Origin of the sequence: Leclercia sp. M-A074-M (assembly GCF_965195605.1) — a bacterium.
GTDB lineage: Bacteria > Pseudomonadota > Gammaproteobacteria > Enterobacterales > Enterobacteriaceae > Enterobacter.
Window position 1 is genome coordinate 15,367 of the sequence record NZ_CBDAHM010000004.1, and the last position, 25,436, is coordinate 40,802.

A 25,436-nucleotide genomic window follows, 5' to 3' on the forward strand; every position below is an offset into this window, starting at 1 on the left:
GTTTTTCCAGGCATGAATCGCAGACGTTTTTTAAAAGGATCTCTGGCCGTCGCCGCAGTAAGCGGAACTTCCGGTTTCGCCGCACTCTTTTCCCAGGCGGCCAGTGCAGCTGAATCGGATATTGCGGACGGCACCAGCCGCCGTTTCGACTTTTCTGTGCTGCAATCCATGGCTCACGACCTGGCGCAAACACCGTGGGGTGGTGCGCCGCGTCCGCTGCCGGATACGCTGGCAACACTGACACCGCAGGCTTATAACAGCATCCAGTACGATCCAAAGCAGTCGCTGTGGAACAACATCGAAAACCGCCAGCTTGATGTGCAGTTCTTCCACGTCGGGATGGGCTTCCGCCGTCGGGTGCGCATGTTCTCCCTGGATAACCAGACCGCCCAGGCGCGTGAGATCCACTTCCGCCCGGAACTCTTCAACTACCACGACGCGGGGGTCGATACTAAGCAGCTGGAAGGGCAGAGCGACTTAGGCTTCGCCGGTTTCCGCGCCTTTAAATCGCCGGAGCTGGCGCGCCGCGATATCGTCTCTTTCCTCGGCGCGAGCTACTTCCGCGCGGTTGACGACACCTATCAGTATGGGCTCTCCGCCCGCGGCCTGGCGCTGAACACCTACGCCGACAGCACCGAGGAGTTCCCGGACTTCACCGCCTTCTGGTTTGAAACCGTTAAACCCGGGGCGACCACCTTCACGGTCTACACCCTGCTCGACAGCCCGAGCATCACCGGGGCCTATAAGTTTGTGATCCACTGCGAGAAGACCCAGGTGATCATGGATGTCGAAAACCATCTCTACGCCCGTAAAGAGATCCAGCAGTTGGGTATTGCCCCGATGACCAGCATGTTCGCCTGCGGCAACAACGAGCGCCGCGTCTGCGACACCATTCATCCGCAGATCCACGACTCCGATCGTCTGGCGATGTGGCGCGGCAACGGCGAATGGGTTTGCCGCCCGCTGAATAACCCGCAAAAGCTGCAATACAACGCCTATACCGACAAAAACCCGAAAGGTTTTGGTCTGCTCCAGCTTGACCGCGACTTCTCCCACTATCAGGACATCATGGGCTGGTACAACAAGCGCCCAAGCCTGTGGGTTGAGCCGCGTAACCAGTGGGGCAAAGGCACCGTCGGGCTGATGGAGATCCCGACCACCGGCGAAACCCTGGATAACGTGGTCTGCTTCTGGCAGCCGGAAAAACCGGTGAAGGCGGGGGATAAACTGAACTTCCAGTACCGTCTCTACTGGAGCGCCAGGCCGCCGGTCCGTTCCCCGCTGGCAAACGTGCTGGCCACCCGTACCGGCATGGGCGGCTTCCCGGAAGGCTGGGCCCCTGGCGAGCACTATCCGAAGGTGTGGGCGCGCCGTTTTGCGGTCGATTTTGTCGGCGGCGATCTGAAAGCGGCCGCGCCAAAAGGGATCGAGCCGGTAATCACCCTCTCCAGTGGAGAAGCGAAGCAGATTGAGATCCTCTATGTGGAGCCGTTCGATGGCTATCGCATCCTGTTCGACTGGTACCCGACCAGCGATTCGACCGATACGGTGGATATACGGATGTTCCTGCGCTGTCAGGGCGAAGCGATCAGCGAAACCTGGCTGTATCACTATTTCCCGCCCGCGCCGGATAAACGTCAGTATGTAGACGACCGCGTAATGCGTTAAGCCTTTGCCGGGTGGCGGCTGCGCCTTACCCGGCCTACGAACTGCACCAAACCGTAGGCCGGGCAAGCGCATGCGCCGCCCGGCGTTGCAGAGGAAGCACGATGACCACACCAACTGAAGAGATCATTCCCGTCAATGCGCATATCGAACTGCGTGCCGCCGACGAGCGTTACACCTCCGAGCTGCATAATCTGGTGATCAAAAACCGGGCGTGGTTACAGGACTACCTTAACTGGCCGCAATATGTCGGCACCGAAGAGGACACCCGCCAGAACATTCAGAGCAACCAGATGCTGCATCAACGGGGTTACGCCAAGATGTTCCTGATTTTTCACGATAATGCGTTGGTGGGGGTGCTGTCGTTTAACGCCATCGAGCCGCTGAATAAAACCGGCTATATCGGCTACTGGCTGGATGAAGCGCATCAGGGGCAGGGTATTTTGTCCCAGGCACTGGAGGCCTTTATCCGCCACTACGCCGGACGCGGAGAGATCCGCCGTTTCGTCATCAAGTGCCGCGTTGACAACGCCGCCAGCAATCAGGTGGCGCTGCGCAACGGCTTTGTGCTGGAAGGGTGTCTGAAAGAGGCGGAATTCCTCAACGGAGGCTATGACGACCAGAACATCTATGCCCGGATCTGCACCTCATAATGCACCAATCAGCGGCGTGCGGGTGATATGCTGCGCGCCGTTAATCACCTTCTCACCGCGCAGGTGGATCATCTCGCCTTCCGCCGCCTCAATCACCGCGTCATCGGTAATCTCAATATGATGCTCGATCAGCACTTCCCCGCGAATGCGTGCCCGACCCTGAATCACCACTTTGTCATCTATTAAAATCGGTCCGCCGCGTAGCCAGGCTTCGCCGCCAATCAGCACATGGTGTTTAATCACGCAGTTGCCCTCAACCAGGGCATTTTCCGCCACCTGGGAGCTGTAGCGCAGGGTAGGGATGGCATCCTCCTCAAGCCCCGCGAGCAGGCGCGCGTTGCCGTACACTTTGGCGCAGTCGCATACCCAGACGTTGTTCACTTCGTTGCCTTCGATCAGCGCGTTGTCAAAAATTTCAGCGCGATGCTCAACAAAAGCGTAGCTGACAATGGCGTTGCCGTAGATCTGCGCCTGATGCACTACCCGCGACTGGCTGACCGTGGCCTCGCCAAAAATACGCAGGATCTGCTCATTGTCCGGGGTTAACCCTTTAGCGGCGATCACCATGCTGTTGTGCAGGATGCGGGCATTACCAAACAGATGGCATTCACCACGCACCACCGAAGACTGAACGGTGACGTTGTCACTTAAGCGCGCGCCGTGGCCGATCTCGGCTCCGTCAACCCATGCGTTATCGCCGACAGACGCCTGATGACTAATTACGCATGGCCGGGTAAGGCGCGCGTTACCGCTCACCTGTGCCCCGGCAAAGACCACGCTGTTCTCGTCGTAGATCCAGCAGTCATCCTCCTGCGAGAGCGCCGATTGGTCATCGATCCAGCCCCCCCGGGTGCCGCTTTTCACATCGCTGAAATCACGCGCGGCGATAATCTGGCGTACTTTTACCGCTGTTTTGGTCTCGCCATCCTGCCAGTGGTGCAGACGGCTCTCTTCGCTGAGTTGATATTTATTCATCACTGTGTCCGCAGTTGTCCTCTTTACTAACCGTAGCAAACTTTGGCTTGATCGAAAGAGTGGCATCGGCAAATGAAACTCCTTAAACTAGCATTTCAAATATAATTTATAGCTTAAAAAAAATGTACAAGACTCAACCCGCTGAACGCGTTCTTAATTTGCCCGCTGGCTACTACGGTATGGTGCTGGGTACGATTGGTATGGGCTTCGCCTGGCGCTATGCCAGCACCATCTGGCCGGTGCCGCACTGGCCGGGGGAGATGCTGGTGTTGCTGGCGATGACGATCTGGCTGCTGTTAACCGTGGCGTTTATCACCCGCGCGGTGCGGTTTCCCGGCAGCGTCCTGGCGGAGATGCGTCATCCGGTAATGAGCAGCTTTGTGAGTCTGTTCCCGGCCACCACCATGCTGGTGGCGATTGGCTTTGTGCCCTGGTATCGCCCGCTGGCGCTGGCCTTGTTCAGCGTGGGCGTGGTGGTGCAGTTGAGCTATGCGGCGTGGCAGTCCGCCGGGCTGTGGCGCGGCAAACATCCGGAGGAGGCGACCACCCCGGGGCTCTACCTGCCGACGGTGGCTAACAACTTTATCAGCGCGATGGCCTGCGGCGCACTCGGGTTTCACGATGCCGGGCTGGTGTTTCTCGGCGCGGGGGTCTTCTCCTGGCTGAGCCTGGAACCAGTGATACTGCAACGGCTGCGCAGCGCGGGTGAACTGCCTGCGCCAATGCGCTCATCTCTCGGTATTCAGCTGGCCCCTGCGCTGGTGGCCTGTAGCGCGTGGCTCAGCGTCAACGGCGGCGAGGCGGATACCTTTGCCAAAATGCTGTTCGGCTATGGCCTGTTGCAATTACTCTTTACCCTGCGGCTGATGCCCTGGTATCTGTCGCAGCCCTTTAATGCTTCATTCTGGAGCTTTTCGTTCGGCATCTCGGCGCTGGCCACCACCGGCTTGCATCTGGGGCAGAGTAGCCCGTCCGGTTTCTTTCACGCCATCGCCATTCCGCTCTTTATTTTTACCAATGCCATCATTGCGCTATTACTGGTGCGTACGTTTATCCTGTTGATGCAGGGGAAACTGTTGGTTCGTGCAGACAAAGCAACGCTTATGCAAGCTGAGGAAAAAGAATGACTGTGTTTGATGAGAACTACTTTACCGAAAAATATGGCCTGACCCGTACCCACTCCGAAGTGCTCTACAGCGCCGGGATTGTTAAGCCGGGCAAGACGCTGGATCTCGGCTGCGGCAACGGGCGAAACAGCCTCTACCTTGCGGCGAACGGCTTTGACGTCACCGCGTGGGATAAAAGTCCGATGGGCATCGAGAATATCGAGAGCATCAAGGCGAAAGAGGGGATCACTAACCTGCAGACGGCGGTCCAGGATCTCAACACCCTGCGCTTTGACGGCGAATACGATTTTATTCTCTCTACCGTGGTGATGATGTTCCTGCAGGCGGAAACCATCCCCAATCTTATCGACAACATGCAGCGCTGCACGAAACCCGGCGGCTATAACCTGATTGTGGCCGCAATGGATACCGACGATTATCCGTGCAACGTCGGCTTCCCGTTCGCGTTTAAAACCGGCGAGTTAAGCGACTACTATGCGGGCTGGGAACTGCTGAAATATAACGAGGAGGTGGGCGAGCTGCACCGCACCGACGCCCAGGGGAACCGCATTAAGCTGCGTTTTGCCACGATGCTGGCGCGTAAGCCGACGTAACCGTTCTTGTCCGGCGGCGCAGGGCTTGCACGGGCCTACAAGACCGTAGGCCGGGTAAGGCGTAGCCGCCACCCGGCGTATCCGTGCGTGCCAACCCGCTTAACGCGCCGCCAGCAGACAGAGCTGCAGCGCCGTGTTGTACGACGCCTCGAACGATTTCAACGGTAAAAACTCAAATTTTGAGTGGAAGTTATGGGCGCCGGTGAAGAAGTTCGGGGTTAACAGCCCCTTCGCCGAGAGCGCTGCACCGTCGGTGCCGCCGCGCATTGGGGTCGGTTTTGGCGTGATGCCTAAACTTTCCATCGCCTCGAACATCAGGTCGATTGCCCGGCGATCGTCACCTACCGCATTGCTGATGTTGCTGTAGGTATCTTCGATATGCCAGCTTACCTGCGCGGTAGGGTGTTGAGCGGCAATCTTCTCCGCCACTTCGCCAATTTGCGCCTTACGGGCGGCAAAACTCTCACGGTCGAAATCACGAATGCTCGCCTTCAGCAACGCCTCGTTTTGCCCGGCCTGAATGCCGTTAAACCAGATATAACCTTCCCGGCCCTCGGTATGCTCCGGGGTTTGCAGACGATCGAAATGGTTGATGTAGTCGGTTGCCATCAGCAGCGGGTTCACCAGCACGCCCTTCGCCGACATGGGGTGCGCCGTCACGCCGGTAAAGCGAATCTCCGCTGCCGCCGCGTTGAAGTTCTCGTAAACAATCTCCCCCAGCTCGCAGCAGTCGATGGTCCAGGCGAAATCGACATCAAAACGGGCCAGATCCAGCGCTTTCGCCCCGCACAGGCCAATCTCTTCGTCCGGCACAAAGGCCACCACGATATCGCCATGCTTATGCTCAGCGGTAAGGTTCTCTAGCAGCGTCATCACCACCGTCACCGCCGATTTGTTGTCGGCGCCCAGTACGCTGGTGCCGTCGCTGAAAATGATTTCTTCATTGGGGTAAGCGAGGATTTCCGGGTGTTCGCTGACCCGCAGCCAGATATCTTTTTCCGCATTCAGGCAGAGATCATCTCCGGTAAAGGTGAGGATCTGTGGATGAATATCCGGTGATAAACCGACGTCAACGGTATCGATATGGGTGATAAAACCGATTCGCGGCGCGCCGGGAACATTGCCCTTTTTTACCGCGGTGACGGTGGCAAATTCGTCGATCACGATCTCCGACAAACCCAGCGTTTGCAGCTCTGCGGCCAGCATCCGTGCCATCTCATGCTGGCCGGGTGTGGAGGGCAGGGTTTTCACCTTTGGGTCGCTCTGGCTGGTGACAGCCAGGTAGCGAAAGAAGCGTTGGGTTAATTGTCTGGCGAGCGCAGAAGCCATGGTGGATCCTTCTTTATTTGAGTTATCAGGTGTTTGCGAAATCACTTTAATGATATTTATGGTTTGGCACGACAAAAAATTCATTAGCCGTCAAATTAAAAGACAGGAAAACGCGATGAAAAGCAACCTCACAAAACTGGCGCTAACCGTCGCCGCGCTGACGGTCAGTTCCACCGTTGCCGCTAAAACGCTGGTCTATTGTTCCGAAGGATCGCCTGAGAACTTTAACCCGCAACTCTATACCTCCGGCACCAGCGTGGATGCCAGCGCGGTGCCGGTCTATAACCGGCTGGTGGATTTTACGCCGGGCACTACCGATCTGGTGCCAAGCCTGGCCGAAAGTTGGGAAGTGAGCGAAGACGGCAAGGTCTACACCTTCCATCTGCGCAAGGGGGTGAAGTTCCAGAGCAACAAGCTGTTCACCCCAACGCGAGACTTTAACGCCGATGATGTGATCTTCTCGTTTATGCGACAGAAAGATCCGAAGCATCCTTATCACAACGTCTCTAACGGTAACTATTCGAATTTCGAAAGCCTGGAGTTTGGCAAGCTGATTACCGCCATTGATAAAGTGGATGATCACACGGTGCGCTTTACCCTGGCGCATCCGGAAGCGCCGTTTGTCGCGGACTTAGCGTGGTACTTCGCCTCGATCCTCTCCGCTGAGTATGCGGATGCGATGATGAAAGCCGGCACGCCAGAGAAGGTGGATATGGAGCCGATTGGCACCGGGCCGTTTAAGCTGGCGAAATACCAGAAAGACTCGCGCATTCTGTTCACCGCCTTCCCGGAGTACTGGCAGGGTAAAGCAAAACTGGATCGTCTGGTGTTCACTATCGTCCCGGACGCTTCGGTGCGCTTCGCCAAGCTGGAGAAAAACGAATGTCAGGTGATGCCGTTCCCGAACCCCGCCGACTTGCCGCGGATGAAGGCCAACAAAGATCTTAACCTGATGAGTAAGGCCGGGCTGAATACCGGCTTCCTGTCGTTTAACACCCAGAAACCGCCGCTGGATAATGTCAAAGTGCGCCAGGCGCTGGCGATGGCGATTAACAAACCGGCTATTATCGAGGCCGTCTTCCAGGGGACCGGAACGGCGGCTAAAAATCTGCTGCCGCCGGGCGTGTGGAGCGCGGACAGCGAGTTGAAGGACTACGATTACGATCCTGAAAAGGCCAAAGCCCTGCTGAAAGAGGCCGGCTTTGCCAACGGGATGACCATCGACCTGTGGGCGATGCCGGTGCAGCGTCCGTACAACCCCAATGCCAAACGGATGGCCGAGATGATTCAGGCCGACTGGGCAAAAGTTGGCGTGCAGACCAAAGTCGTCACCTACGAGTGGGGGGAATACCTTAAGCGGGTGAAGGGGGGCGAGCATCAGGCGGCCCTGATGGGCTGGACCACGGCCACGGGCGACCCGGATAACTTCTTTGGTCCGCTCTTTACCTGTACCTCGGCCAACGGCGGTTCTAATTCCGCGAAATGGTGCTATCCACCATTTGATAAAATTATTGCTGAAGCTAAATCTATTACCGATCACGATAAACGGGTGGCGTTATATAAACAGGCGCAACAAATGATGCACGATCAAATGCCTGCGGTAATGATTGCGCACTCCACTATTTTCGAACCCGTCCGTAAAGAAGTCACGGGCTATGAAATAGACCCGTTCGGTAAACACTTATTTTGGCAAGTAGATGTAAAATAATCATTTATTACTGCCCGTTATCGTTACGGGCACTTTTTTTCAATTTGTGCTCTCTTCCTCATTTTTTGTCACTTTCTTTCCGGCCAACTTTTGCTATAACTTCAATTGCATATTTGCACTTCACAGGGATACACCCATTATGCGTACTAATACTTTATTTAAAGTTGCCGCGCTCTCCGGCCTGTTGCTTCTCGCTGGTTGTGCGTCAAAAGTGGCCGCGCCTGATCAATATTCAGGTTTTTTAAAAGACTACTCAGGGCTTAAAGAAACGACTTCCGCTTCGGGCAAGCCAACGCTGCGCTGGGTTGATCCGTCTTATAACGAAGCGAACTACGACAGCATTATCTGGAACAATATCACCTATTATCCGGCACCAAAGCCAACAACCCAGATCGGCCAGCGCACGCTGGATGAACTGTTAAACTACACCAACACCAAAATGAAGACAGCTATCGGCCAGCGTAAGCCGATTGTGACGACGCCAGGTTCACGTAGCCTGATCTTCCGCGGTGCCATTACTGGTGTGAGCTCGCAGAAAGAAGGTCTGCAGTTCTATGAAGTGGTTCCTGTTGCGCTGGTCGTGGCGGGTACGCAGATGGCAACCGGCCACCGAACCATGGATACCCATCTCTACTTTGAAGGCGAGCTGATTGACGCCCAGACCAACAAGCCGGTGATTAAAGTGGTGCGTAAAGGGGAAGGTAAAGAGCTGAGCAACGAAAGTACGCCAATGACCTTCGCAACCCTGAAGCAGGTTGTGGATGACATGGCGACCGATGCCACCATGTTTGATGTGCATAAAACCCAATAATATCAGGCCGGCCTGCCGCGTGCAGGCCGGTTTTGTTACGCCGTTCGTAGCCGTCGGAACCAGCTCTCCGGGCGGGCAAACATCACCAGATTCCCCGTTAAGATCAGCAGCAGCCCCGCAATCCCGTTGCTGTGCCAGACATAGCCTTCATACACCGTAGAAAATGAGAGCGCCACCAGCGGAAACAGCAGGGTGCTGTAAGCCGCCTTGCCTGCGCCAATTCTTCCTGCCAGCGTGAAGTAGGCGCCAAAGGCAATCACCGAGCCAAAGAGCGCCAGATAGAGCAGCGCACCCATGTAGCTTACCGACCAGACCGGCGTAAAGTCATCCCCGCGGATCAGCGCAATCGCCCCCATCACCAGCGTACCGTACAGCATCGCCCAGGCGTTGGTGGTCATGGTCTCCAGACCGTTGCGCTGGTGGCGCAGGCTGATCATATTGCCCAGCGAAAAACCGTAGGTGCCCAGCGCCGAGAGGGCAATGCCAAACAGCAGACCGGCACTCCAGCCGCTGGCCAGCAGGTCGTTCCAGAAGAGTGTTATGATGCCGAGCAGCCCCAGCGCCGCCGCCAGATAAAAACGCGCGGGCGGACGCTGACCAAAAAAGAGAAAACTGTTCAGGGCGTTATAGAGCACCGCCATGGAGAAAATCACCGACTCCAGCCCGGTATTGATATACGCCGCCGCGGTGTAAAAACACCAGAAATTAAAGCAAAAGACGCAGCATCCTTGCAGGCCGCAAAACAGATGGTCGCGCAAGGCCAGCGGACGCAGGCGGCGCAGAATCAGCAGCACCGCCATGATGGTGGCGGTGGCGACGGCAAAGCGCCAGAAAATAGAGACCGGCGCGGGGACCGGCCCTTGTTGTAGATAGATGGCAATCCAGGTGGTTCCCCAGATAATGACGACCAGAGCGTACAAAAATGCGTTCATCCTATTTCTCTTTTCAGCAAAGTCTGGGGGTCAGTATGGCGGCAGGGAAACGGGTCTTCTTTCACAGACTTGCGGTGGACTTGCATAATCTTGCGCTTTTTTCCTGACCTGCGCGGAAGAGGACTGGCACTGAGGCGAAGAACTTTTTAGACTTGTTAACTCTTATTAACAACCGGGTGAGTGGTTATGGCTGAGACCTACGGTGCCTTTGAAAATCTGCGCAAACATAAAGCGGTATTGCACAATGCCGTGGCGCTGAATTCAGGGATCCAGCTGGCGGCCTGGTCGAATAAGCGCGACACCATCACCCAGTATTGCGATCACCATACGCTCAGTCTCTATATCGCCGACGGCTACGAGAGCTATCACAAAACCACCGCCGGCTGGAAAAATGGCGGCGGTCCGGACCGTTTCTGCCTGATGCCCAAAGAGAGCGAGTCCACCTGGGATATTCGCGACGATCTGTCGTTTGTGCATCTCTACTGTACCGATGACCACCTGCGTAGCGTCGGGGAGCAGGTGTGGGACAAAAGCCCCTACAGCTTTACCCTTGACGAAAATCTGTTTGGTGACGATGCCAGCATCACCGCCCTGTATCGCCATTTTATCCTTGGCTGCGACTGGCAGCAGTCTGCTAACCAGCTCACGCTGAGTACCGCCTCCACGCTGCTCCTGACCCATCTGGTGCAGCATTACAGTAACGTGCAGTGGGCGTTGCCAACGGTCACGGGCGGCCTGTCGCCGTTCGTCCTGCGTAATGTGCTGGCCTTTATCGAAGAGAATCTGGCCCAGCCGCTGACCCTGGCGGAACTGGCCGCCCAGGCAAGCTTAAGCGAGTTTCATTTTGCCCGCATGTTCCGTCAGTCGATGCAGATGGCGCCGCACCAGTATGTGATGCAGCGGCGGATGGAGAAGGCCAAAACCCTGGTGCGGACCACCCGCCAGCCGCTCACCGACATTGCCCTGGCCTGCGGATTCAGCTCCGCCAGCCATTTCAGCAACCGCTTTCGCGCCGCCACCGGGCTTACGCCGTCCCAGCTACGAGCGGCGAGTACGTAGCAGCAGGGCGTAGCAGACGCCGCCCGCCACCAGCCCCCAGAACGCCGAGCCTATCCCCGCAAGGGTTGCGCCGCTGGCGGTCAGCAGAAAGGTCACGATGGCGGCATCGCGCTCGGCCTCATTATGCAGCGCCTGATGCAGACTGCCGCTGATGGTGCCCAGCAGCGCCAGACCTGCCAGCGTCTGGATCCAGCTTAGCGGCAGAGCCGCCATCAGTCCGCTAATTGAGCCGCCAAAAATGCCGGCCAGCAGGTAAAAGACTCCCGCCGCAGCCGCAGCCAGCCAGCGTTTACCGGCATCCGGGTGCGCATCCGGGCTCTGACAGATGGCGGCGGTGATCGCCGCAATGCAAATGGAGTAGACGCCAAACGGCGACAGCAGCAGCGCCAGCCCGCCGGTGACAATGATGAGCGGCGAGACGGCCACCGGATAGCCGGAGGCTTTCATCGTGGCGAACCCCGGCGCATTCTGTGACGCCATGGTGACTAAAAAGAAGGGCAGGCCGATGCTGATAAGCGTGGTGAGATTGAAGGTGGGGGCGATAAATTGCGGCATCACCAGCGCGAAAGTGAGTCTGTCCGTGACAACGTCACCTTTCAGCGCCGCGACTAATCCACCCACCAGCAGGGTGGCGACGATGGCATAGCGTGGGGCAAAGGCTTTGGTCAGCAGCCAGGCCAGCAGCATACTGCCACATAACAGCAGATGCCCCTCCAGATTGCTGAAGGCCTGTAACCCGAAGCGCAGCAGCACCCCGGCAAGCATCGCCGCCGCCAGTGAATGGGGGATGATCTTCATCAGTCGGGCAAACAGGCCGCTGACGCCACAGATAACGATCAGGGCATTGGCAAAAATAAAGATGCCGATGGTTTCTGAAAGCGTGACTCCTTGCAGGCTGGTCGCCAGCAGGGCGGCACCCGGTGTCGACCAGGCGGTGAGCACAGGAGCTTTATACCACCACGACAGCCCCAGCGTGCTGATCCCCATCCCCAGACCCAGGGCGGTCATCCAGCCTGCAATCTGCGGGGCCGTTGCGCCTGCCGCTGCCGCAGCTTGCCAGATAATAGCGGCAGAGCTGGCGTAGCCCACCAGTACGGCAACGAAACCGGATAAGAGGGTGGGAAAGGTGAGCGAGGATGCGCGCATGAGAACTCCGTTGTGCGTTATAACAGCCGTGAATGTAGCACTGTGCGTTATAGCATACAAGTGGTACACTCGCGGCAAGAGGAGGGGCTATGGACATTACGCAACATCTTGCAATTACGCTGAAAACGCTGCGCCAGGCGCGCGGCTGGAGCCTGTCGAAGCTGGCTGAAGAGACCGGGGTGTCAAAAGCAATGCTCGGCCAGGTCGAGCGGAACGAATCCAGCCCGACGGTCTCGACGCTGTGGAAAATCGCTACCGGACTCAACGTGCCGTTCTCCACCTTTATCACCCCCGAAGCGGAAAACCCGCCGGTATTCGATCCCCAGCAGCAGGCGATGGTGGTGAAACCGCTCTTTCCCTGGGATGAGGCGCTGAAATACGATCATTTCTCGATTACCCTCGCGCCGGGCGCCCTCAGTGAATCCACCCCGCACGAGGCCGGGGTAATTGAGCATGTGGTAGTAATAAGCGGTGAGCTGGAGATGCAGATCGACGGCGTCTGGCAGACGCTTTTACCTGATACCGGCCTGCGTTTTGCCGGAGATAAACCGCACGCCTACCGCAACAGCAGCGGCCAGACGGTGCACTTTCACTCACTCATCCATTATCCCCGATAAAGACACGCAAAACTGTTTCACTGGCCCATACTTCTGACTACAATAGCCGCCATTTTGACCATAACGGATAACGACGAAGTATGCGCCTGCCATCCCATCATCTTGAACTTTTAAGCCCGGCTCGTGACGCCGCCATTGCCCGTGAAGCGATCCTTCACGGTGCCGATGCGGTCTATATCGGCGGCCCTGGTTTTGGCGCCCGCCATAATGCCAGCAACAGCCTGCGCGATATCGCCGACCTGGTGCCGTTCGCCCACCGTTTTGGGGCGAAAGTGTTCGTGACCCTGAACACCATTCTTCATGATGATGAACTGGAACCGGCGCAGCGTCTGATTACCGATCTGTATCAGACCGGCGTTGATGCGCTGATCGTCCAGGATATGGGTGTCCTTGAGATGGATATCCCGCCGATCGAGCTGCACGCCAGTACCCAGTGCGATATCCGCACCGTGGAAAAGGCGAAGTTCCTCTCGGATGCCGGTTTCACCCAGATCGTGCTGGCCCGTGAACTGAACCTCAACCAGATCCGCGATATCCACCAGGCGACCGACGCCACCATCGAGTTCTTTATCCACGGCGCGCTGTGCGTGGCCTACTCCGGGCAGTGCAACATCTCCCACGCCCAGACCGGGCGCAGCGCCAACCGCGGCGACTGCTCCCAGGCGTGTCGTCTCCCCTATACCCTGAAAGACGATCAGGGCCGGGTGGTGGCTTTTGAAAAACATCTTCTGTCGATGAAAGACAACGACCAGACCGCTAACCTGGGCGCGCTGATCGACGCGGGCGTGCGCTCCTTCAAGATTGAAGGGCGTTACAAGGACATGAGCTATGTGAAGAACATCACCGCCCATTACCGCCAGATGCTCGATGCCATTATTGAAGATCGCGGCGATCTGGCCCGCAGCTCCGCCGGACGTACCGAGCACTTCTTTATTCCGTCTACCGACAAGACCTTCCATCGCGGCAGTACCGACTACTTTGTGAATGCGCGCAAAGGAGATATCGGCGCGTTCGACTCGCCGAAGTTTATCGGCCTGCCGGTGGGTGAAGTGCTTAAAGTCTCCAAAGAGCATCTGGATGTGGAAGTGACCGAACCGCTGGCGAATGGCGATGGCCTGAACGTGATGATCAAACGTGAAGTGGTCGGCTTCCGCGCCAACACGGTGGAGAAAACCGGTGAAAATCGCTACCGCGTCTGGCCAAACGAAATGCCTGCCGACCTGCATAAAGTGCGTCCGCATACCCCCCTGAACCGTAACCTGGACCATAACTGGCAGCAGGCGCTGCTGAAAACCTCCAGCGAGCGCCGCGTTGCGGTGGACATCGAGCTGGGCGGCTGGGAAGAGCAGCTGATCCTGACCATGACCAGCGAAGACGGTACCAGCGTCACCCATACCCTGGACGGGCAGTTTGAGGTGGCGAACAACGCCGAAAAAGCGCTGAACAACCTGAAGGATGGCGTCGCTAAGCTGGGTCAGACTATCTATTACGCCCGGGATATTCAGGTCAACCTGCCTGGCGCGCTCTTTGTGCCGAACAGCCTGTTGAACCCGTTCCGTCGTGAAACGGCCGAGATGCTGGACGCCGCGCGCCTGGCCAACTACCCGCGTGGCAGCCGCAAAGCGGTCTCTGTACCGCCGCCGGTCTACCCGGAAACGCATCTCTCATTCCTGGCGAACGTCTACAACCACAAGGCGCGGGCATTCTATCAGCGCTATGGCGTGGAACTCATTGATGCTGCGTATGAAGCCCACGAAGAGAAGGGCGACGTACCGGTGATGATCACCAAGCACTGCCTGCGCTTCGCCTTCAACCTCTGTCCAAAACAGGCCAAAGGCAATATCAAGAGCTGGAAGGCGACGCCGATGCAGCTGGTGAATGGTGATGAGGTGTTAACCCTGAAATTTGACTGCCGTCCATGCGAGATGCACGTCATCGGCAAGATGAAAAATCACATCCTTAAAATGCCTCAGCCGGGCAGCGTGGTGGCTTCCGTCAGCCCTGACGATCTGCTCAAAACGCTGCCGAAGCGTAAAGGCGCGTAATTAACGAAAATGTGTATCCGGTTTGCGCGACTTCTGCCAGTGGTGATGTTCGCGCAAGCCGTCTGCCGACTCTTCTGCCACCACCCGTAACTCATCGCTATCCGCCTCGTGGCGCAGCTGCTGCTCGACGTTCTTCACCCAAAAAAATTCATGTCCTTTATGGCTGGCCATCAGTTGGCCGGAGAAAAGGGCGCAGGTGAGCATTATTGTTGATAACGTTTTTTTAAACATCTTGCCACCGGTTGATTACGTTTACGCAGTATGATGCCGATAGTTTCGTGAGGTTATTATTCGGGTTTTTAAAGGCGGGAAAGGATTTGTTGGGATTTGTAGGGATGGGGAAGGTGGGATATGCGGCGGTTGAGGGAGTTCCGTTCACCTTGCGTTCCTTGCTTCTCTGCAAACCACGTCACCCGTGAACGTGTTAAGGGGGCTATTGCCGCCCCCTTAACAATCCCGGCTCCCGGCAAGAAAATCGCCGCTTCGCGGTGCCCTCAGCTTATTCCCTCCGGCTATCGGGTCGGGGGCGATCCTACATCCCTGTAGGTCGCCCCCTCTCGGCGCATCCATGCGCCTCGCCCCGGCCTGCGGTCAACGCTTCGGCGATTTTCAGCCGGACCAGGGAGCCGCTGTAAATTGAGTGTTATGTAGCGGCCAAATTATCGCTTTAAGTTGGCTAGTGTGACTTAAACCCCGCCGCCGTCATCAGCATACGGAAGAAAAACCCCACCAGCGCCAGCGCCAGCACGCTGCCGCCCCAGATAATCACCATCCACATCAGACGTTTCCAGACAGGTTGATTCATCAATGATAGCCCTCCCCAGGCTGGACTTTTCCGCGAAATACGTAGTAACTCCAGAAAGTGTAGACAAGGATGATCGGGATAATAAACAACGCCCCCACCAGCATAAAGCCCTGGCTCTGGGCAGGCGCAGCGGCCTGCCAGAGGGTGACAGAGGGCGGAATGATATGCGGCCAGATGCTGATCCCAAGTCCGCTAAAACCGAGAAAGATTAACCCAAGAGTCAGCACGAACGGCAGATGGTGGCTATGCGGGTTATCCAGGCAGCGCCACTGCCACAGGCCCAGCAGCGCCACCAGCAGCGGAACCGGCAGCAGGAAGAACAGGTTCGGCAGGCTAAACCAGCGATCGGCAATGGCCGGGTGCGCCAGCGGTGTCCAGAGGCTGATCGCCGCAATGATGACCAACAACGCCAGCAGCAGGCGCTTCGATATCTTACGCATCCGACCCTGAAGCGGGTTTTCACTTTTCATCACCAGCCAGGTGGCGCCCAGCAGGGCGTAGGCCACTACCAACCCCAGGCCGCAAAAGAGGCTGAACGGGGTAAACCAGTCGAACGGCCCCCCGGCAAAAGCGCGGCCGCTGACCGGAAAGCCGTTGATTACCGCGCCCACGACCATCCCCTGGGTAAAGGTGGCGAGCAGTGAACCGCCAATAAACGCCTTATCCCAGAAAGGACGATGTGCGGGCGTCGCCTTAAAGCGGAACTCGAACGCCACCCCGCGGAAAATCAGCCCGATCAGCATTAAGGTGAGCGGAATGGTCAGGGCATCGATGATCACCGCATAAGCCAGCGGAAAGGCGCCAAACAGCGCGGCTCCGCCTAATACCAGCCAGGTTTCGTTCCCGTCCCACACCGGGGCGACGCTGTTGACCATCACGTCCCGGTCGTCCGCGTCCTGGATGGCGGGAAACAGAATACCGATACCGAGATCGAAGCCGTCCATCACGATGTACATCAGGGTGGCAAAGACAATAATCACAAACCAGATCAGGGAGAGGTCGATGCCCATTATGGTGTCTCCTTGTGAGTGAATTCAGCGCTCGCAGCCGAGAGCGGGCGCGCCGGGCGGCCATCGTTTTCGGTCGGGAAGCTCTCTACTTCCTGCGGCCCTTTTTTAATCAGGCGCACCATGTAGCTGTAGCCGACGCCAAAGACCGAGGTGTAGACCACGATAAAGGCCAGCAGGCTGACGCTCATGTGCAGATCGCCGTGGGCCGATACCGCATCTCTGGTGCGCTGGAGTCCGTAGACCACCCAGGGCTGACGGCCCACTTCGGTGGTCACCCACCCGGCGAGAATCGCAATTAAGCCCGACGGTCCCATCAGCAGGGCAAACCACAGGAAAGGCCGGGAGTAATAGAGCCGCTGCCTGTAGCGCAGCCACAATGCGATCGCGCCCAGGAGCAGCATTAGCAGGCCCAGCCCGACCATAATGCGGAACGACCAGAAGACGATGGTTGAGTTGGGCCGATCCGCTTTCGGGAACTCTTTCAACGCCGGAACCTGCTTATCCAGGCTGTGGGTGAGGATCAGGCTGCCGAGCGCCGGGATCTCAAGGCCATAGCGGGTGCGCTCCTGCTCCATATCCGGCCAGCCAAACAGCAGCAGCGGCGTCGGCTCGCCGGGCGGGTTCTCCCAGTGACCCTCAATAGCGGCAATTTTGGCCGGCTGATGCTTCAGGGTATTGAGGCCATGCATATCCCCGACCAGCGCCTGTAGGGGGGCGACGATCAGCGTCATCCAGAGCGCCATTGAGAACATGCGGCGAATGGCGGGGGTATTGTTCCCGCGCAGCAGATGCCAGGCCGCCGAGGCCGCGACAAACAGCGCGCTGCTGAGAAACGCGGCAATCGACATATGCAGCAGGCGATAGGGGAAAGAGGGGTTAAACACCACCGCCAACCAGTCCACCGGCACCACCTGGCCGTTGACGATCTCATAGCCCTGCGGAGTCTGCATCCAGCTGTTGGAGGCGAGGATCCAGAAGGTGGAGATAATCGTGCCCAGCGCCACCATGCAGGTGGCAAAGAAGTGCAGCCCCGGCCCGACTTTGTTCCAGCCGAAGAGCATCACCCCCAGGAAACCCGCTTCGAGGAAGAAGGCGGTGAGCACTTCATAGGTCAGCAGCGGACCGGTAATGCTGCCCGCAAACTGGGAAAAACCGCTCCAGTTGGTGCCAAACTGGTAGGCCATCACCAGCCCGGAGACGACGCCCATGCCAAAGTTAACGGCGAAAATCTTCGACCAGAAATGGTACAGCGAGCGCCAGACGGGGTTTTTGCTTTTCAGCCACAGCCCCTCCAGCACCGCCAGATAGCTGGCGAGGCCAATGGTGATCGCCGGGAAAATAATGTGGAAGGAGACAGTAAAAGCAAACTGGATCCTCGCAAGAACAAACGCATCTAAACCAAACATGCACAACCTCAAGGTCAATCGGTGTGACTGTTATGGTAAATCAGCGCGAAAATCAGTATCAGAGACAGAAAAGGGGAATTTTTGTATAACAGTTTCAGGAAAACAGGGCGTTATCCGGAAGTGTTAAAGTTAGTTGCCACCACGCCCGGCGGCGCTTCGCTTGCGCGGGCCTACGGGCAGGGACTTTGTAGGCCGGGTAAGGCGTTAGCCGCCACCCGGCACAACGTTTGTTTATTCGTCCCGCCACCCCATGGCCGGTGCTACATGCTTCAGGATCGACTCGATCACATGCACGTTGTACTCCACGCCCAACTGGTTCGGCACGGTCAGTAACAGCGTATCCGCCTCGGCAATCGCTTCGTCCTGCTTCAGCTGGGCAACCAGCTTGTCTGGCTCGGCGGCATAGCTGCGCCCGAAGATGGCGCGGGTTTTCTCATCCAGATAGCCCACGCTGTCGCTTTCATTACGGCTGGAGCCGAAGTACATCCGGTCGCGATCGTCCATCAGGGCGAAAATGCTGCGGCTGACCGAGACGCGCGGGGTGCGGGTATGTCCCGCTTCGGCCCAGGCGGCACGGTAGGCGCGGATCTGTTTCGCCTGTTGGATGTGGAACGGCTCGCCGGTTTCGTCATCTTTCAGGGTAGAGCTTTGCAGGTTCATCCCGAGCTTCGCGGCCCACACGGCGGTGGCGTTAGAGCCTGCGCCCCACCAGATGCGATCCCGCAGACCTTCGGCGTGCGGCTCCAGGCGCAGCAGGCCCGGCGGGTTAGGGAACATCGGCTGTGGGTTGGGTTTAGCAAACCCTTCGCCGCGCAGCACATCCAGCAGCACTTCGGTGTGACGGCGCGCCATATCCGACTCGTTTTCGCCCTCCGCAGGAACATAGCCAAAGTAGCGCCAGCCATCGATCACCTGTTCCGGCGAGCCGCGGCTGATCCCCAGCTGTAAACGCCCGCCAGAGATCAAATCGGCTGAGCCCGCATCTTCCGCCATATAGAGCGGGTTTTCATAACGCATATCGATTACGCCGGTGCCGATCTCAATCCGGCTGGTTTTTGCGCCAATGGCAGCCAGCAGCGGGAAAGGGGAGGCGAGCTGGCGGGCAAAATGGTGCACCCGGAAATAAGCGCCATCTGCGCCCAGCTCTTCGGCGGCGACCGCCAGATCGATAGACTGCAGCAGCGCATCAGCGGCGCTGCGGGTGCCGGACTGCGGTGACGGTGTCCAGTGACCAAATGATAAAAAACCGATCTTTTTCATTCCGGGTTTTCCTGATTTCTGAGAAACAACATAACCCTTACTTTACGGATTACCCGATGAGAAGAAATGGCGTTTATTTCACTGATGAGGTCAAAAAATTTGAATGAATTCAGCGGCTCTGCTTGTTTTATGGAAGGATAGTGTAAATACCGCTTGCATCCTTCCATCATTAATGCGTTAATGCTCTTTCGGTTTGAAATCCAAAAATATCTGAAGCAGTTCCTAAAGCAATCTCATCACGTTGTGCCTCTCCACAGTCGCTCCTGGGTTTTATCTTTACGCTCTGATTAGTTTTGTCTCAGACCCTTATTGCCTTTAAGGCCCATTAGTTTTTACGTGTATACGTACAGGAGATTTACATGAGTTCTACTATCCATTTTCGTTGCCCATGCTGTCATGGTTCGCAGTTCCGTACTTCCATTTTCGACGTGTCTGAAAAAAATCCACACGGTGCGAAGTGCATTTTCTGCAAATCTTCCATGATCACCCTCGACCATTTAGCGGCCTCCCGTCATGCCCGCCAGGTCCCGTTTGAGCTGCGCAAGTAATTCAGTCAGGCGCCGTCACGCCTGCTGACATTCCTCTCTCACCTATAACAGTTTATTAATTCTGCCTTTTTTCTCCTGCTGATATACTATGTAACGCAGCAAGGAGAACCCGATGAAAAAATACCAGCGCCTGGCGCAGCAAATCATTTCGCAGATCGACCTGGGCGTCTGGCAGCCCGGCGATAAGCTGCCCTCCCTGCGTGAGCAGGTGACCAGCAGCGGGCTGAGCTTTATGACCGTCGGCCATGCGTACCAGATGCTGGAGAGCCAGGGGCACATTGTGGCGCGCCCGCAGTCGGGGTATTACGTCGCCGCCCGTCCCAGCGGAGAGCAGCCGATGCCGCCCGCGCAGGTGATGCGCGACGAGTCGGTGGATATCAATACCTATATCTTCGATGTGCTGCAGGCCAGCCGCGATCCCGCGGTGGTGCCCTTTGCCTCGGCCTTTCCCGATCCGCGTCTCTTTCCCTTACAGCAGCTGAACCGTTCCCTGGCGAACGTCAGCAAAACCGCCACCGCCATGAGCGTGATCGAGAACCTGCCGCCGGGCAATGTCGATCTGCGCCACGCCATCGCCCGCCGCTATGCCCAACAGGGGATGAACATCTCCCCGGATGAAATTGTGATTACCGCGGGCGCGCTGGAAGCCCTGAACCTCAGCCTGCAGGCGGTCACCGAGCCGGGCGACTGGGTGATTGTGGAGAATCCCTGCTTCTATGGCGCGCTGCAGGCGCTGGAGAGGCTGAAGCTGAAGGCGCTGTCGGTGGCGACCGACGTGCGCGACGGTATCGATCTCAACGCCCTGGCGCAGGCGCTGAACGACTACCCGGTTAAAGCCTGCTGGCTGATGACCAACGCGCAGAACCCGCTGGGCTTTACCCTCAGCGCCGACAAAAAAGCGCAGCTTGTCGCATTACTCGCCCGGCACAACGTCACCCTGATTGAAGATGATGTTTACAGCGAGCTCTATTATGGCCGCGAAAAGCCGCTCCCGGCGAAAGCCTGGGATCGCAGCGACATGACCCTGCACTGCTCCTCCTTTTCCAAATGTCTGGTGGCCGGGTTCCGCATTGGCTGGGTCGCCGCCGGGAAACATGCCCGCCGCATCCAGCAGCTTCAACTGATGAGCACCTTGTCCACCAGTTCGCCCATGCAGCTGGCGCTGGTGGATTATCTCGCCACCAAACGTTACGACGCTCATCTCAGGCGCCTGCGCCGCACCCTGGCTGAGCGCAAGCAGCAGGCGTGGCAGGCGCTGCTCCGCCATCTGCCCAATGAGGTGAAAATTCACCACAGCGACAGCGGCTATTTTTTATGGCTGGAGCTGCCCGCGCCGCTGGACGCCGGTGAGCTCAGCGCCCGGGCGCTGAAGCACCACATCAGCATTGCGCCGGGCAAAATGTTCTCCACCTCCGATACCTGGACGCCATTTTTCCGCTTTAATACCTCGTGGGCCTGGGGAGAGCGGGAGGAGCAGGCGGTGAACCAGTTAGGGCAAATAATTAGCGGGATGTTAAAAACGCAAAAATAAGTTTTTCTCGCTATTGATCGCAGCCGCTAAATAATCATTTCTTATCCCCTTAATCACGCCGCAATTAATTTGCGGCGTTTTTTATTATCGCTCATAGGAAATATGCATAACCTCATCGCCTGCTAACCCCTTGTCTATAATCCAGTTACCGGGGAATGCGCCCCCGGTCACAACCTGGCGAAATTTCTCAGGCCTGCCGGGTGGGCTGCAATGGCGCGGTCTACGTTTAATTAAGGAGATATTCTACCGGCACGGCTGCCTTCTGATTTCATTACGACAGGAGTAATACGTATGAGCAAAACATTTGCCCGTAGCAGCCTGTGCGCGCTCGGCATGACTATTTTGACTGCGCAGGCGGCAGAGCCGCCAAAAGAGATCGGCAATGGCGAAGGTCGTCTGGATATCATTGCCTGGCCGGGCTATATCGAACGGGGCGAGACCGATAAAAACTACGACTGGGTCACCCAGTTTGAAAAAGAGACCGGCTGTAAAGTTAACGTCAAAACCGCCGCGACATCCGATGAGATGGTGAGCCTGATGGCGAAGGGCGGATACGATCTGGTGACCGCCTCCGGCGACGCCTCTCTGCGCCTGATCATGGGCAAACGCGTTCAGCCCATCAACCCGGACCTGATCCCCAACTGGAAAACCCTCGACCCCAGGATCGTCAAAGGGGAGTGGTTCAACGTTAACGGCAAGGCCTACGGCACGCCCTATCAGTGGGGGCCAAACCTGCTGATGTACAACACCAAAACCTTCCCGACACCGCCTGATACGTGGGGCGTGGTGTTTAAAGAACAGACCCTGCCGGACGGCAAATCCAACAAAGGGCGCGTGCAGGCCTACGATGGGCCGATCTACATTGCCGATGCGGCGCTCTATGTCAAAGCCACCCAGCCAGATCTGGGCATCACCGATCCCTACCAGTTGACGGAAGCGCAGTACACGGCGGTGTTAAACGTGCTGAAAGATCAGCATGCACTCGTGCACCGCTACTGGCACGACACGACGGTGCAGATGAGTGACTTCAAAAACGAAGGGGTGGTGGCTTCCAGCGCCTGGCCCTATCAGGCCAACGCTCTGAAAGGGGAGAATCAGCCGATAGGCACCGTCTTCCCGAAAGAGGGGGTGACAGGGTGGGCGGATACCACGATGCTGCACGCCGATGCCAAACACCCGATGTGCGCCTATAAGTGGATGAACTGGTCCCTGACGCCAAAAGTGCAGGGCGATCTGGCGGCGTGGTTCGGTTCCCTGCCAGTGGTGGCAGAAGGCTGTAAAGCCAGCACTCTGCTCGGCGATAAAGGCTGTGAAACCAACGGCTACACCTATTTCGACAAGATCCTGTTCTGGAAAACCCCTGTCGCCAACGGTGGCAAATTTGTCCCTTACAGCCGCTGGGTTCAGGACTATATCGCCATCATGGGCGGTCGTTAAGCGCAGGGAGCGGAATATGACCTACGCAGTAGAGTTTAACGATGTCTCCCGCCTGTATGGCGATGTGCGTGCGGTGGATGGAGTAACGATCCGGATCCGTGACGGGGAGTTTTTCTCCATGCTGGGGCCTTCGGGCTCCGGCAAAACCACCTGCCTGCGCCTGATTGCCGGTTTCGAGCAGCTGAGCGGCGGCGCGATAGCTATCTTTGGCAAAGACGCCAGCGAACTCCCTCCCTGGGAGCGGGACGTCAATACCGTCTTTCAGGACTATGCCCTGTTTCCCCATATGTCGATCCTCGAGAACGTGGCCTACGGGCTGATGGTGAAGGGGATCAACAAATCTACCCGCCAGGCCCAGGCCCGCGAGGCGCTGGAGAAGGTCGGCCTCAGTTTTGCCGAAGTGCGCAAGCCTTCCCAGCTCTCCGGGGGCCAGCGTCAGCGGGTGGCGATTGCCCGGGCGCTGGTCAATCAGCCCCGTGTTCTGCTGCTGGACGAACCCCTCGGCGCGCTGGATCTCAAGCTGCGGGAGCAGATGCAGTTTGAGCTGAAAAAACTGCAGCAGGAGCTGGGCATCACCTTTATTTTCGTCACTCACGATCAGGGGGAAGCACTGTCGATGTCTGACCGGGTGGCGGTCTTTAACAACGGGCGAATCGAGCAGGTGGATACCCCGCGGGAGCTCTATCTGCGTCCACGCACCCCGTTTGTCGCCAGCTTCGTTGGCACCTCGAACGTCTTTACCGACGCCACCGCCCGGCGCGTCTGCGGCATGGCCGGTAGCTACTCCCTGCGCCCGGAGCATATTCGTCTGGACGGGCAGGGTGAAATTCAGGTGCTGGGCCAGGTGCAGGCGGTGCAGTTTCAGGGGGCGGCGACCCGTTACGAGCTGCGGCTTGCCGAGGGGGAGAAACTGCTGGTGAGCCAGGCCAACCTGACCGGCTCCGCGCTGGCCCCGGGGGTTGAGGCCGGGCAGCAGGTGACCGCCTCGTGGGCGCGCGACGCTATGGTGCCGCTGCATGAGGAGAGGTGAAATGGAGATGAGCGTTTCGCCGCCACCGGCTTCGCACGGCCTGTCGGGACGTCTGTCGGCGCTGTTCTGGCGCAGGCCGTCGTTGGGGCTGTTTTTACTCCTGCTCGGGCCGCTGATGTGGTTTGGCATTGTCTATCTCGGGTCGCTGTTCACCCTGCTGTGGCAGGGATTCTACACCTTCGATGACTTCACCATGGCGGTCACGCCGGATCTGACCTTCGCCAACATCCGCGCGCTGTTTAATCCCGCCAACTACGACATCATCCTGCGTACCCTGACGATGGCGATTGCCGTCACCATCGGCAGCGCGATTCTGGCCTTCCCGATGGCCTGGTATATGGCGCGCTACACCCACGGAAAGTGGAAAGCCTTCTTCTATATCGCGGTGATGCTGCCGATGTGGGCCAGCTATATCGTCAAGGCCTACGCCTGGACGCTGCTGCTGGCCAAGGATGGCGTGGCGCAGTGGTTTCTCAGCCATATGGGGCTGGAGCCGCTGCTCACCTCGCTATTGACGGTGCCGGGCGTGGGAGGCAGTACGCTCTCCACCTCCGGGTTGGGGCGCTTTCTGGTATTCGTCTATATCTGGCTGCCGTTTATGATCCTGCCGGTGCAGGCGGCGCTGGAGCGTCTGCCGCCGTCACTGCTGCAAGCCTCAGCCGATCTCGGCGCCCGGCCGCGGCAGACCTTCCGCTATGTCGTGCTGCCCCTGGCGATCCCGGGCATCGCGGCCGGGTCGATCTTCACCTTCTCCCTGACGCTGGGCGACTTCATCGTGCCGCAACTGGTGGGGCCGCCGGGCTACTTTATCGGCCAGATGGTCTACTCCCAGCAGGGGGCGATTGGCAATATGCCCATGGCGGCGGCCTTCACCCTGGTGCCGATTGTTCTCATTACCCTCTATCTGGCGTTCGTGAAACGTCTGGGAGCGTTTGATGCACTCTGAACGCGCACCGCTGTTTCTGAAAATCGCCACCTGGGGCGGGGTGATCTTCCTCCACTTTCCGCTGCTGATTATTGCCATCTATGCTTTTAATACCGAGGACGCGGCGTTCAGTTTTCCGCCACAGGGGCTGACGCTGAAGTGGTTCAGTGCCGCGGCGACGCGCAGCGACATTATTGAAGCTGTGACGTTGTCACTTAAAATCGCGGCTTTGTCGACGGCCATTGCGCTGGTGCTGGGCACTCTGGCGGCCGCGGCGCTATGGCGGCGGGAGTTCTTTGGCAAGAACGCGGTATCGCTGATGCTGATCCTGCCCATCGCCCTGCCGGGGATCATCACCGGTCTGGCGCTGCTGACGGCGTTCAAGACCATTAATCTGGAGCCCGGTTTCTTCACCATCATCCTCGGTCACGCCACGTTTTGCGTGGTGGTGGTGTTCAATAATGTGATTGCCCGTTTCCGGCGCACCTTCTGGAGCCTGGTTGAAGCCTCGATGGATTTAGGCGCTAACGGCTGGCAAACCTTCCGCTACGTGGTGCTGCCCAATCTGGGGTCGGCGCTGCTGGCGGGGGGTATGCTGGCGTTCGCCCTGTCGTTCGATGAGATTATCGTGACGACCTTTACCGCCGGACATGAGCGCACGTTACCGCTGTGGCTGTTAAACCAGCTTGGGCGTCCGCGCGATGTACCGGTAACAAACGTGGTGGCACTGCTGGTTATGCTGGTGACCGCCATTCCCATTCTGGGGGCCTGGTGGCTGACCCGCGACGGCGAAAACGTAGCCGGAAGCGGGAAATAACCTTGAC

General features: G+C 57.8%; 24 protein-coding genes. 15 read left to right on the forward strand and 9 right to left on the reverse strand.

The genetic code is table 11. The annotated features are described in order from the left end of the window. Positions 1-12: 12 nt before the first annotated feature. Positions 13-1,668, forward strand: coding sequence for a glucan biosynthesis protein D (locus ACOKCT_RS09695; RefSeq protein WP_103179732.1), 1,656 nt, complete (start codon positions 13-15; stop codon positions 1,666-1,668). Positions 1,669-1,769: 101 nt separating this feature from the next. Beyond that, entirely contained in the window at positions 1,770-2,318 is a 549-nt protein-coding gene (gene rimL / locus ACOKCT_RS09700) for a 50S ribosomal protein L7/L12-serine acetyltransferase (protein WP_103179731.1), read from the forward strand. Here the strand turns inward: rimL and ydcK are convergent. Beyond that, positions 2,313-3,293, reverse strand: a complete 981-nt coding sequence (ydcK, locus tag ACOKCT_RS09705) for a YdcK family protein (protein ID WP_263950769.1) — start codon at positions 3,291-3,293, stop codon at positions 2,313-2,315. The genes rimL and ydcK overlap by 6 nt on opposite strands. A gap of 122 nt (positions 3,294-3,415) precedes the next feature. On the opposite strand from ydcK, the gene tehA reads away from it, so the two are divergent. Together tehA and tehB are read left to right on the forward strand one after the other, a co-directional pair. After that, positions 3,416-4,420, forward strand: coding sequence for a dicarboxylate transporter/tellurite-resistance protein TehA (gene tehA, locus ACOKCT_RS09710; protein WP_156654570.1), 1,005 nt, complete (start codon positions 3,416-3,418; stop codon positions 4,418-4,420). After that, entirely contained in the window at positions 4,417-5,013 is a 597-nt protein-coding gene (gene tehB, locus ACOKCT_RS09715; RefSeq protein ID WP_263950771.1) for a tellurite resistance methyltransferase TehB, read from the forward strand. Before tehA ends, tehB begins: the two co-directional genes overlap by 4 nt. A 99-nt stretch (positions 5,014-5,112) precedes the next feature. On the opposite strand, the gene pepT is transcribed toward tehB, so the two are convergent. Continuing rightward, the gene (gene pepT, locus ACOKCT_RS09720) at positions 5,113-6,342 is read right to left on the reverse strand and encodes a peptidase T (RefSeq protein ID WP_103179724.1); all 1,230 of its coding nucleotides are present in this window, start codon (positions 6,340-6,342) and stop codon (positions 5,113-5,115) included. Positions 6,343-6,457: 115 nt separating this feature from the next. On the opposite strand from pepT, the gene ACOKCT_RS09725 reads away from it, so the two are divergent. Continuing rightward, a complete protein-coding gene (locus ACOKCT_RS09725; protein WP_220436163.1) occupies positions 6,458-8,050 on the forward strand; it encodes an ABC transporter substrate-binding protein in 1,593 nt (530 codons plus the stop codon). Positions 8,051-8,189: 139 nt separating this feature from the next. Further along, positions 8,190-8,861, forward strand: a complete 672-nt coding sequence (locus ACOKCT_RS09730; protein ID WP_420193409.1) for a DUF3313 domain-containing protein — start codon at positions 8,190-8,192, stop codon at positions 8,859-8,861. A 35-nt stretch (positions 8,862-8,896) separates the two neighbouring features. Here the strand turns inward: ACOKCT_RS09730 and ACOKCT_RS09735 are convergent, their stop codons facing one another. Continuing rightward, a complete protein-coding gene (locus ACOKCT_RS09735) occupies positions 8,897-9,793 on the reverse strand; it encodes a DMT family transporter (RefSeq protein WP_156654567.1) in 897 nt (298 codons plus the stop codon). 186 nt (positions 9,794-9,979) lie between these two features. Here ACOKCT_RS09735 and ACOKCT_RS09740 point away from each other — a divergent pair, with 186 nt between their 5' ends. Next, positions 9,980-10,852 (forward strand): AraC family transcriptional regulator, encoded by an 873-nt coding sequence (locus ACOKCT_RS09740; protein WP_156654566.1) that lies wholly within the window; start codon positions 9,980-9,982, stop codon positions 10,850-10,852. On the opposite strand, the gene ACOKCT_RS09745 is transcribed toward ACOKCT_RS09740, so the two are convergent. Next, entirely contained in the window at positions 10,832-12,019 is a 1,188-nt protein-coding gene (locus ACOKCT_RS09745) for a benzoate/H(+) symporter BenE family transporter (protein ID WP_255410822.1), read from the reverse strand. The genes ACOKCT_RS09740 and ACOKCT_RS09745 overlap by 21 nt on opposite strands. A 68-nt stretch (positions 12,020-12,087) precedes the next feature. Here ACOKCT_RS09745 and ACOKCT_RS09750 point away from each other — a divergent pair, with 68 nt between their 5' ends. Further along, a complete protein-coding gene (locus ACOKCT_RS09750; protein ID WP_103179718.1) occupies positions 12,088-12,615 on the forward strand; it encodes a helix-turn-helix domain-containing protein in 528 nt (175 codons plus the stop codon). Between the two features lie 80 nt (positions 12,616-12,695). After that, a complete protein-coding gene (locus ACOKCT_RS09755) occupies positions 12,696-14,660 on the forward strand; it encodes a peptidase U32 family protein (RefSeq protein ID WP_159339363.1) in 1,965 nt (654 codons plus the stop codon). On the opposite strand, the gene ACOKCT_RS09760 is transcribed toward ACOKCT_RS09755, so the two are convergent. From ACOKCT_RS09760 to ACOKCT_RS09780, 5 genes are all read right to left on the reverse strand, one after another. Further along, the gene (locus tag ACOKCT_RS09760) at positions 14,661-14,891 is read right to left on the reverse strand and encodes a DUF2554 family protein (protein ID WP_156654564.1); all 231 of its coding nucleotides are present in this window, start codon (positions 14,889-14,891) and stop codon (positions 14,661-14,663) included. It abuts the gene before it with no gap. Positions 14,892-15,336: 445 nt separating this feature from the next. Beyond that, the gene (locus tag ACOKCT_RS09765; protein WP_103179715.1) at positions 15,337-15,465 is read right to left on the reverse strand and encodes a DUF2474 domain-containing protein; all 129 of its coding nucleotides are present in this window, start codon (positions 15,463-15,465) and stop codon (positions 15,337-15,339) included. Then, positions 15,465-16,475 (reverse strand): cytochrome d ubiquinol oxidase subunit II, encoded by a 1,011-nt coding sequence (cydB, locus tag ACOKCT_RS09770; RefSeq protein ID WP_159339362.1) that lies wholly within the window; start codon positions 16,473-16,475, stop codon positions 15,465-15,467. The genes ACOKCT_RS09765 and cydB overlap by 1 nt, the downstream gene beginning before the upstream one ends. Next, positions 16,475-17,881, reverse strand: a complete 1,407-nt coding sequence (locus ACOKCT_RS09775) for a cytochrome ubiquinol oxidase subunit I (protein ID WP_103179713.1) — start codon at positions 17,879-17,881, stop codon at positions 16,475-16,477. Before ACOKCT_RS09775 ends, cydB begins: the two co-directional genes overlap by 1 nt. A gap of 231 nt (positions 17,882-18,112) precedes the next feature. Next, a complete protein-coding gene (locus ACOKCT_RS09780) occupies positions 18,113-19,141 on the reverse strand; it encodes an LLM class flavin-dependent oxidoreductase (protein ID WP_103179712.1) in 1,029 nt (342 codons plus the stop codon). A 359-nt stretch (positions 19,142-19,500) separates the two neighbouring features. Here ACOKCT_RS09780 and ACOKCT_RS09785 point away from each other — a divergent pair, with 359 nt between their 5' ends. From ACOKCT_RS09785 to ACOKCT_RS09810, 6 genes are all read left to right on the forward strand, one after another. Next, on the forward strand, positions 19,501-19,689 hold the full coding sequence (locus ACOKCT_RS09785; RefSeq protein WP_039028652.1) for a hypothetical protein: 189 nt from the start codon (positions 19,501-19,503) through the stop codon (positions 19,687-19,689). Between the two features lie 112 nt (positions 19,690-19,801). After that, entirely contained in the window at positions 19,802-21,220 is a 1,419-nt protein-coding gene (locus tag ACOKCT_RS09790; protein ID WP_103179711.1) for a PLP-dependent aminotransferase family protein, read from the forward strand. Positions 21,221-21,511: 291 nt separating this feature from the next. Next, on the forward strand, positions 21,512-22,657 hold the full coding sequence (gene ydcS, locus ACOKCT_RS09795; RefSeq protein WP_312348616.1) for a putative ABC transporter substrate-binding protein YdcS: 1,146 nt from the start codon (positions 21,512-21,514) through the stop codon (positions 22,655-22,657). A gap of 16 nt (positions 22,658-22,673) precedes the next feature. Continuing rightward, positions 22,674-23,687, forward strand: a complete 1,014-nt coding sequence (locus ACOKCT_RS09800) for an ABC transporter ATP-binding protein (protein WP_420193410.1) — start codon at positions 22,674-22,676, stop codon at positions 23,685-23,687. Between the two features lies 1 nt (position 23,688). Next, positions 23,689-24,633, forward strand: a complete 945-nt coding sequence (locus ACOKCT_RS09805) for an ABC transporter permease (RefSeq protein ID WP_263950777.1) — start codon at positions 23,689-23,691, stop codon at positions 24,631-24,633. Further along, positions 24,623-25,429 (forward strand): ABC transporter permease, encoded by an 807-nt coding sequence (locus ACOKCT_RS09810; protein ID WP_420193411.1) that lies wholly within the window; start codon positions 24,623-24,625, stop codon positions 25,427-25,429. The genes ACOKCT_RS09805 and ACOKCT_RS09810 overlap by 11 nt, the downstream gene beginning before the upstream one ends. The last annotated feature ends 7 nt before the right edge of the window (positions 25,430-25,436 follow it).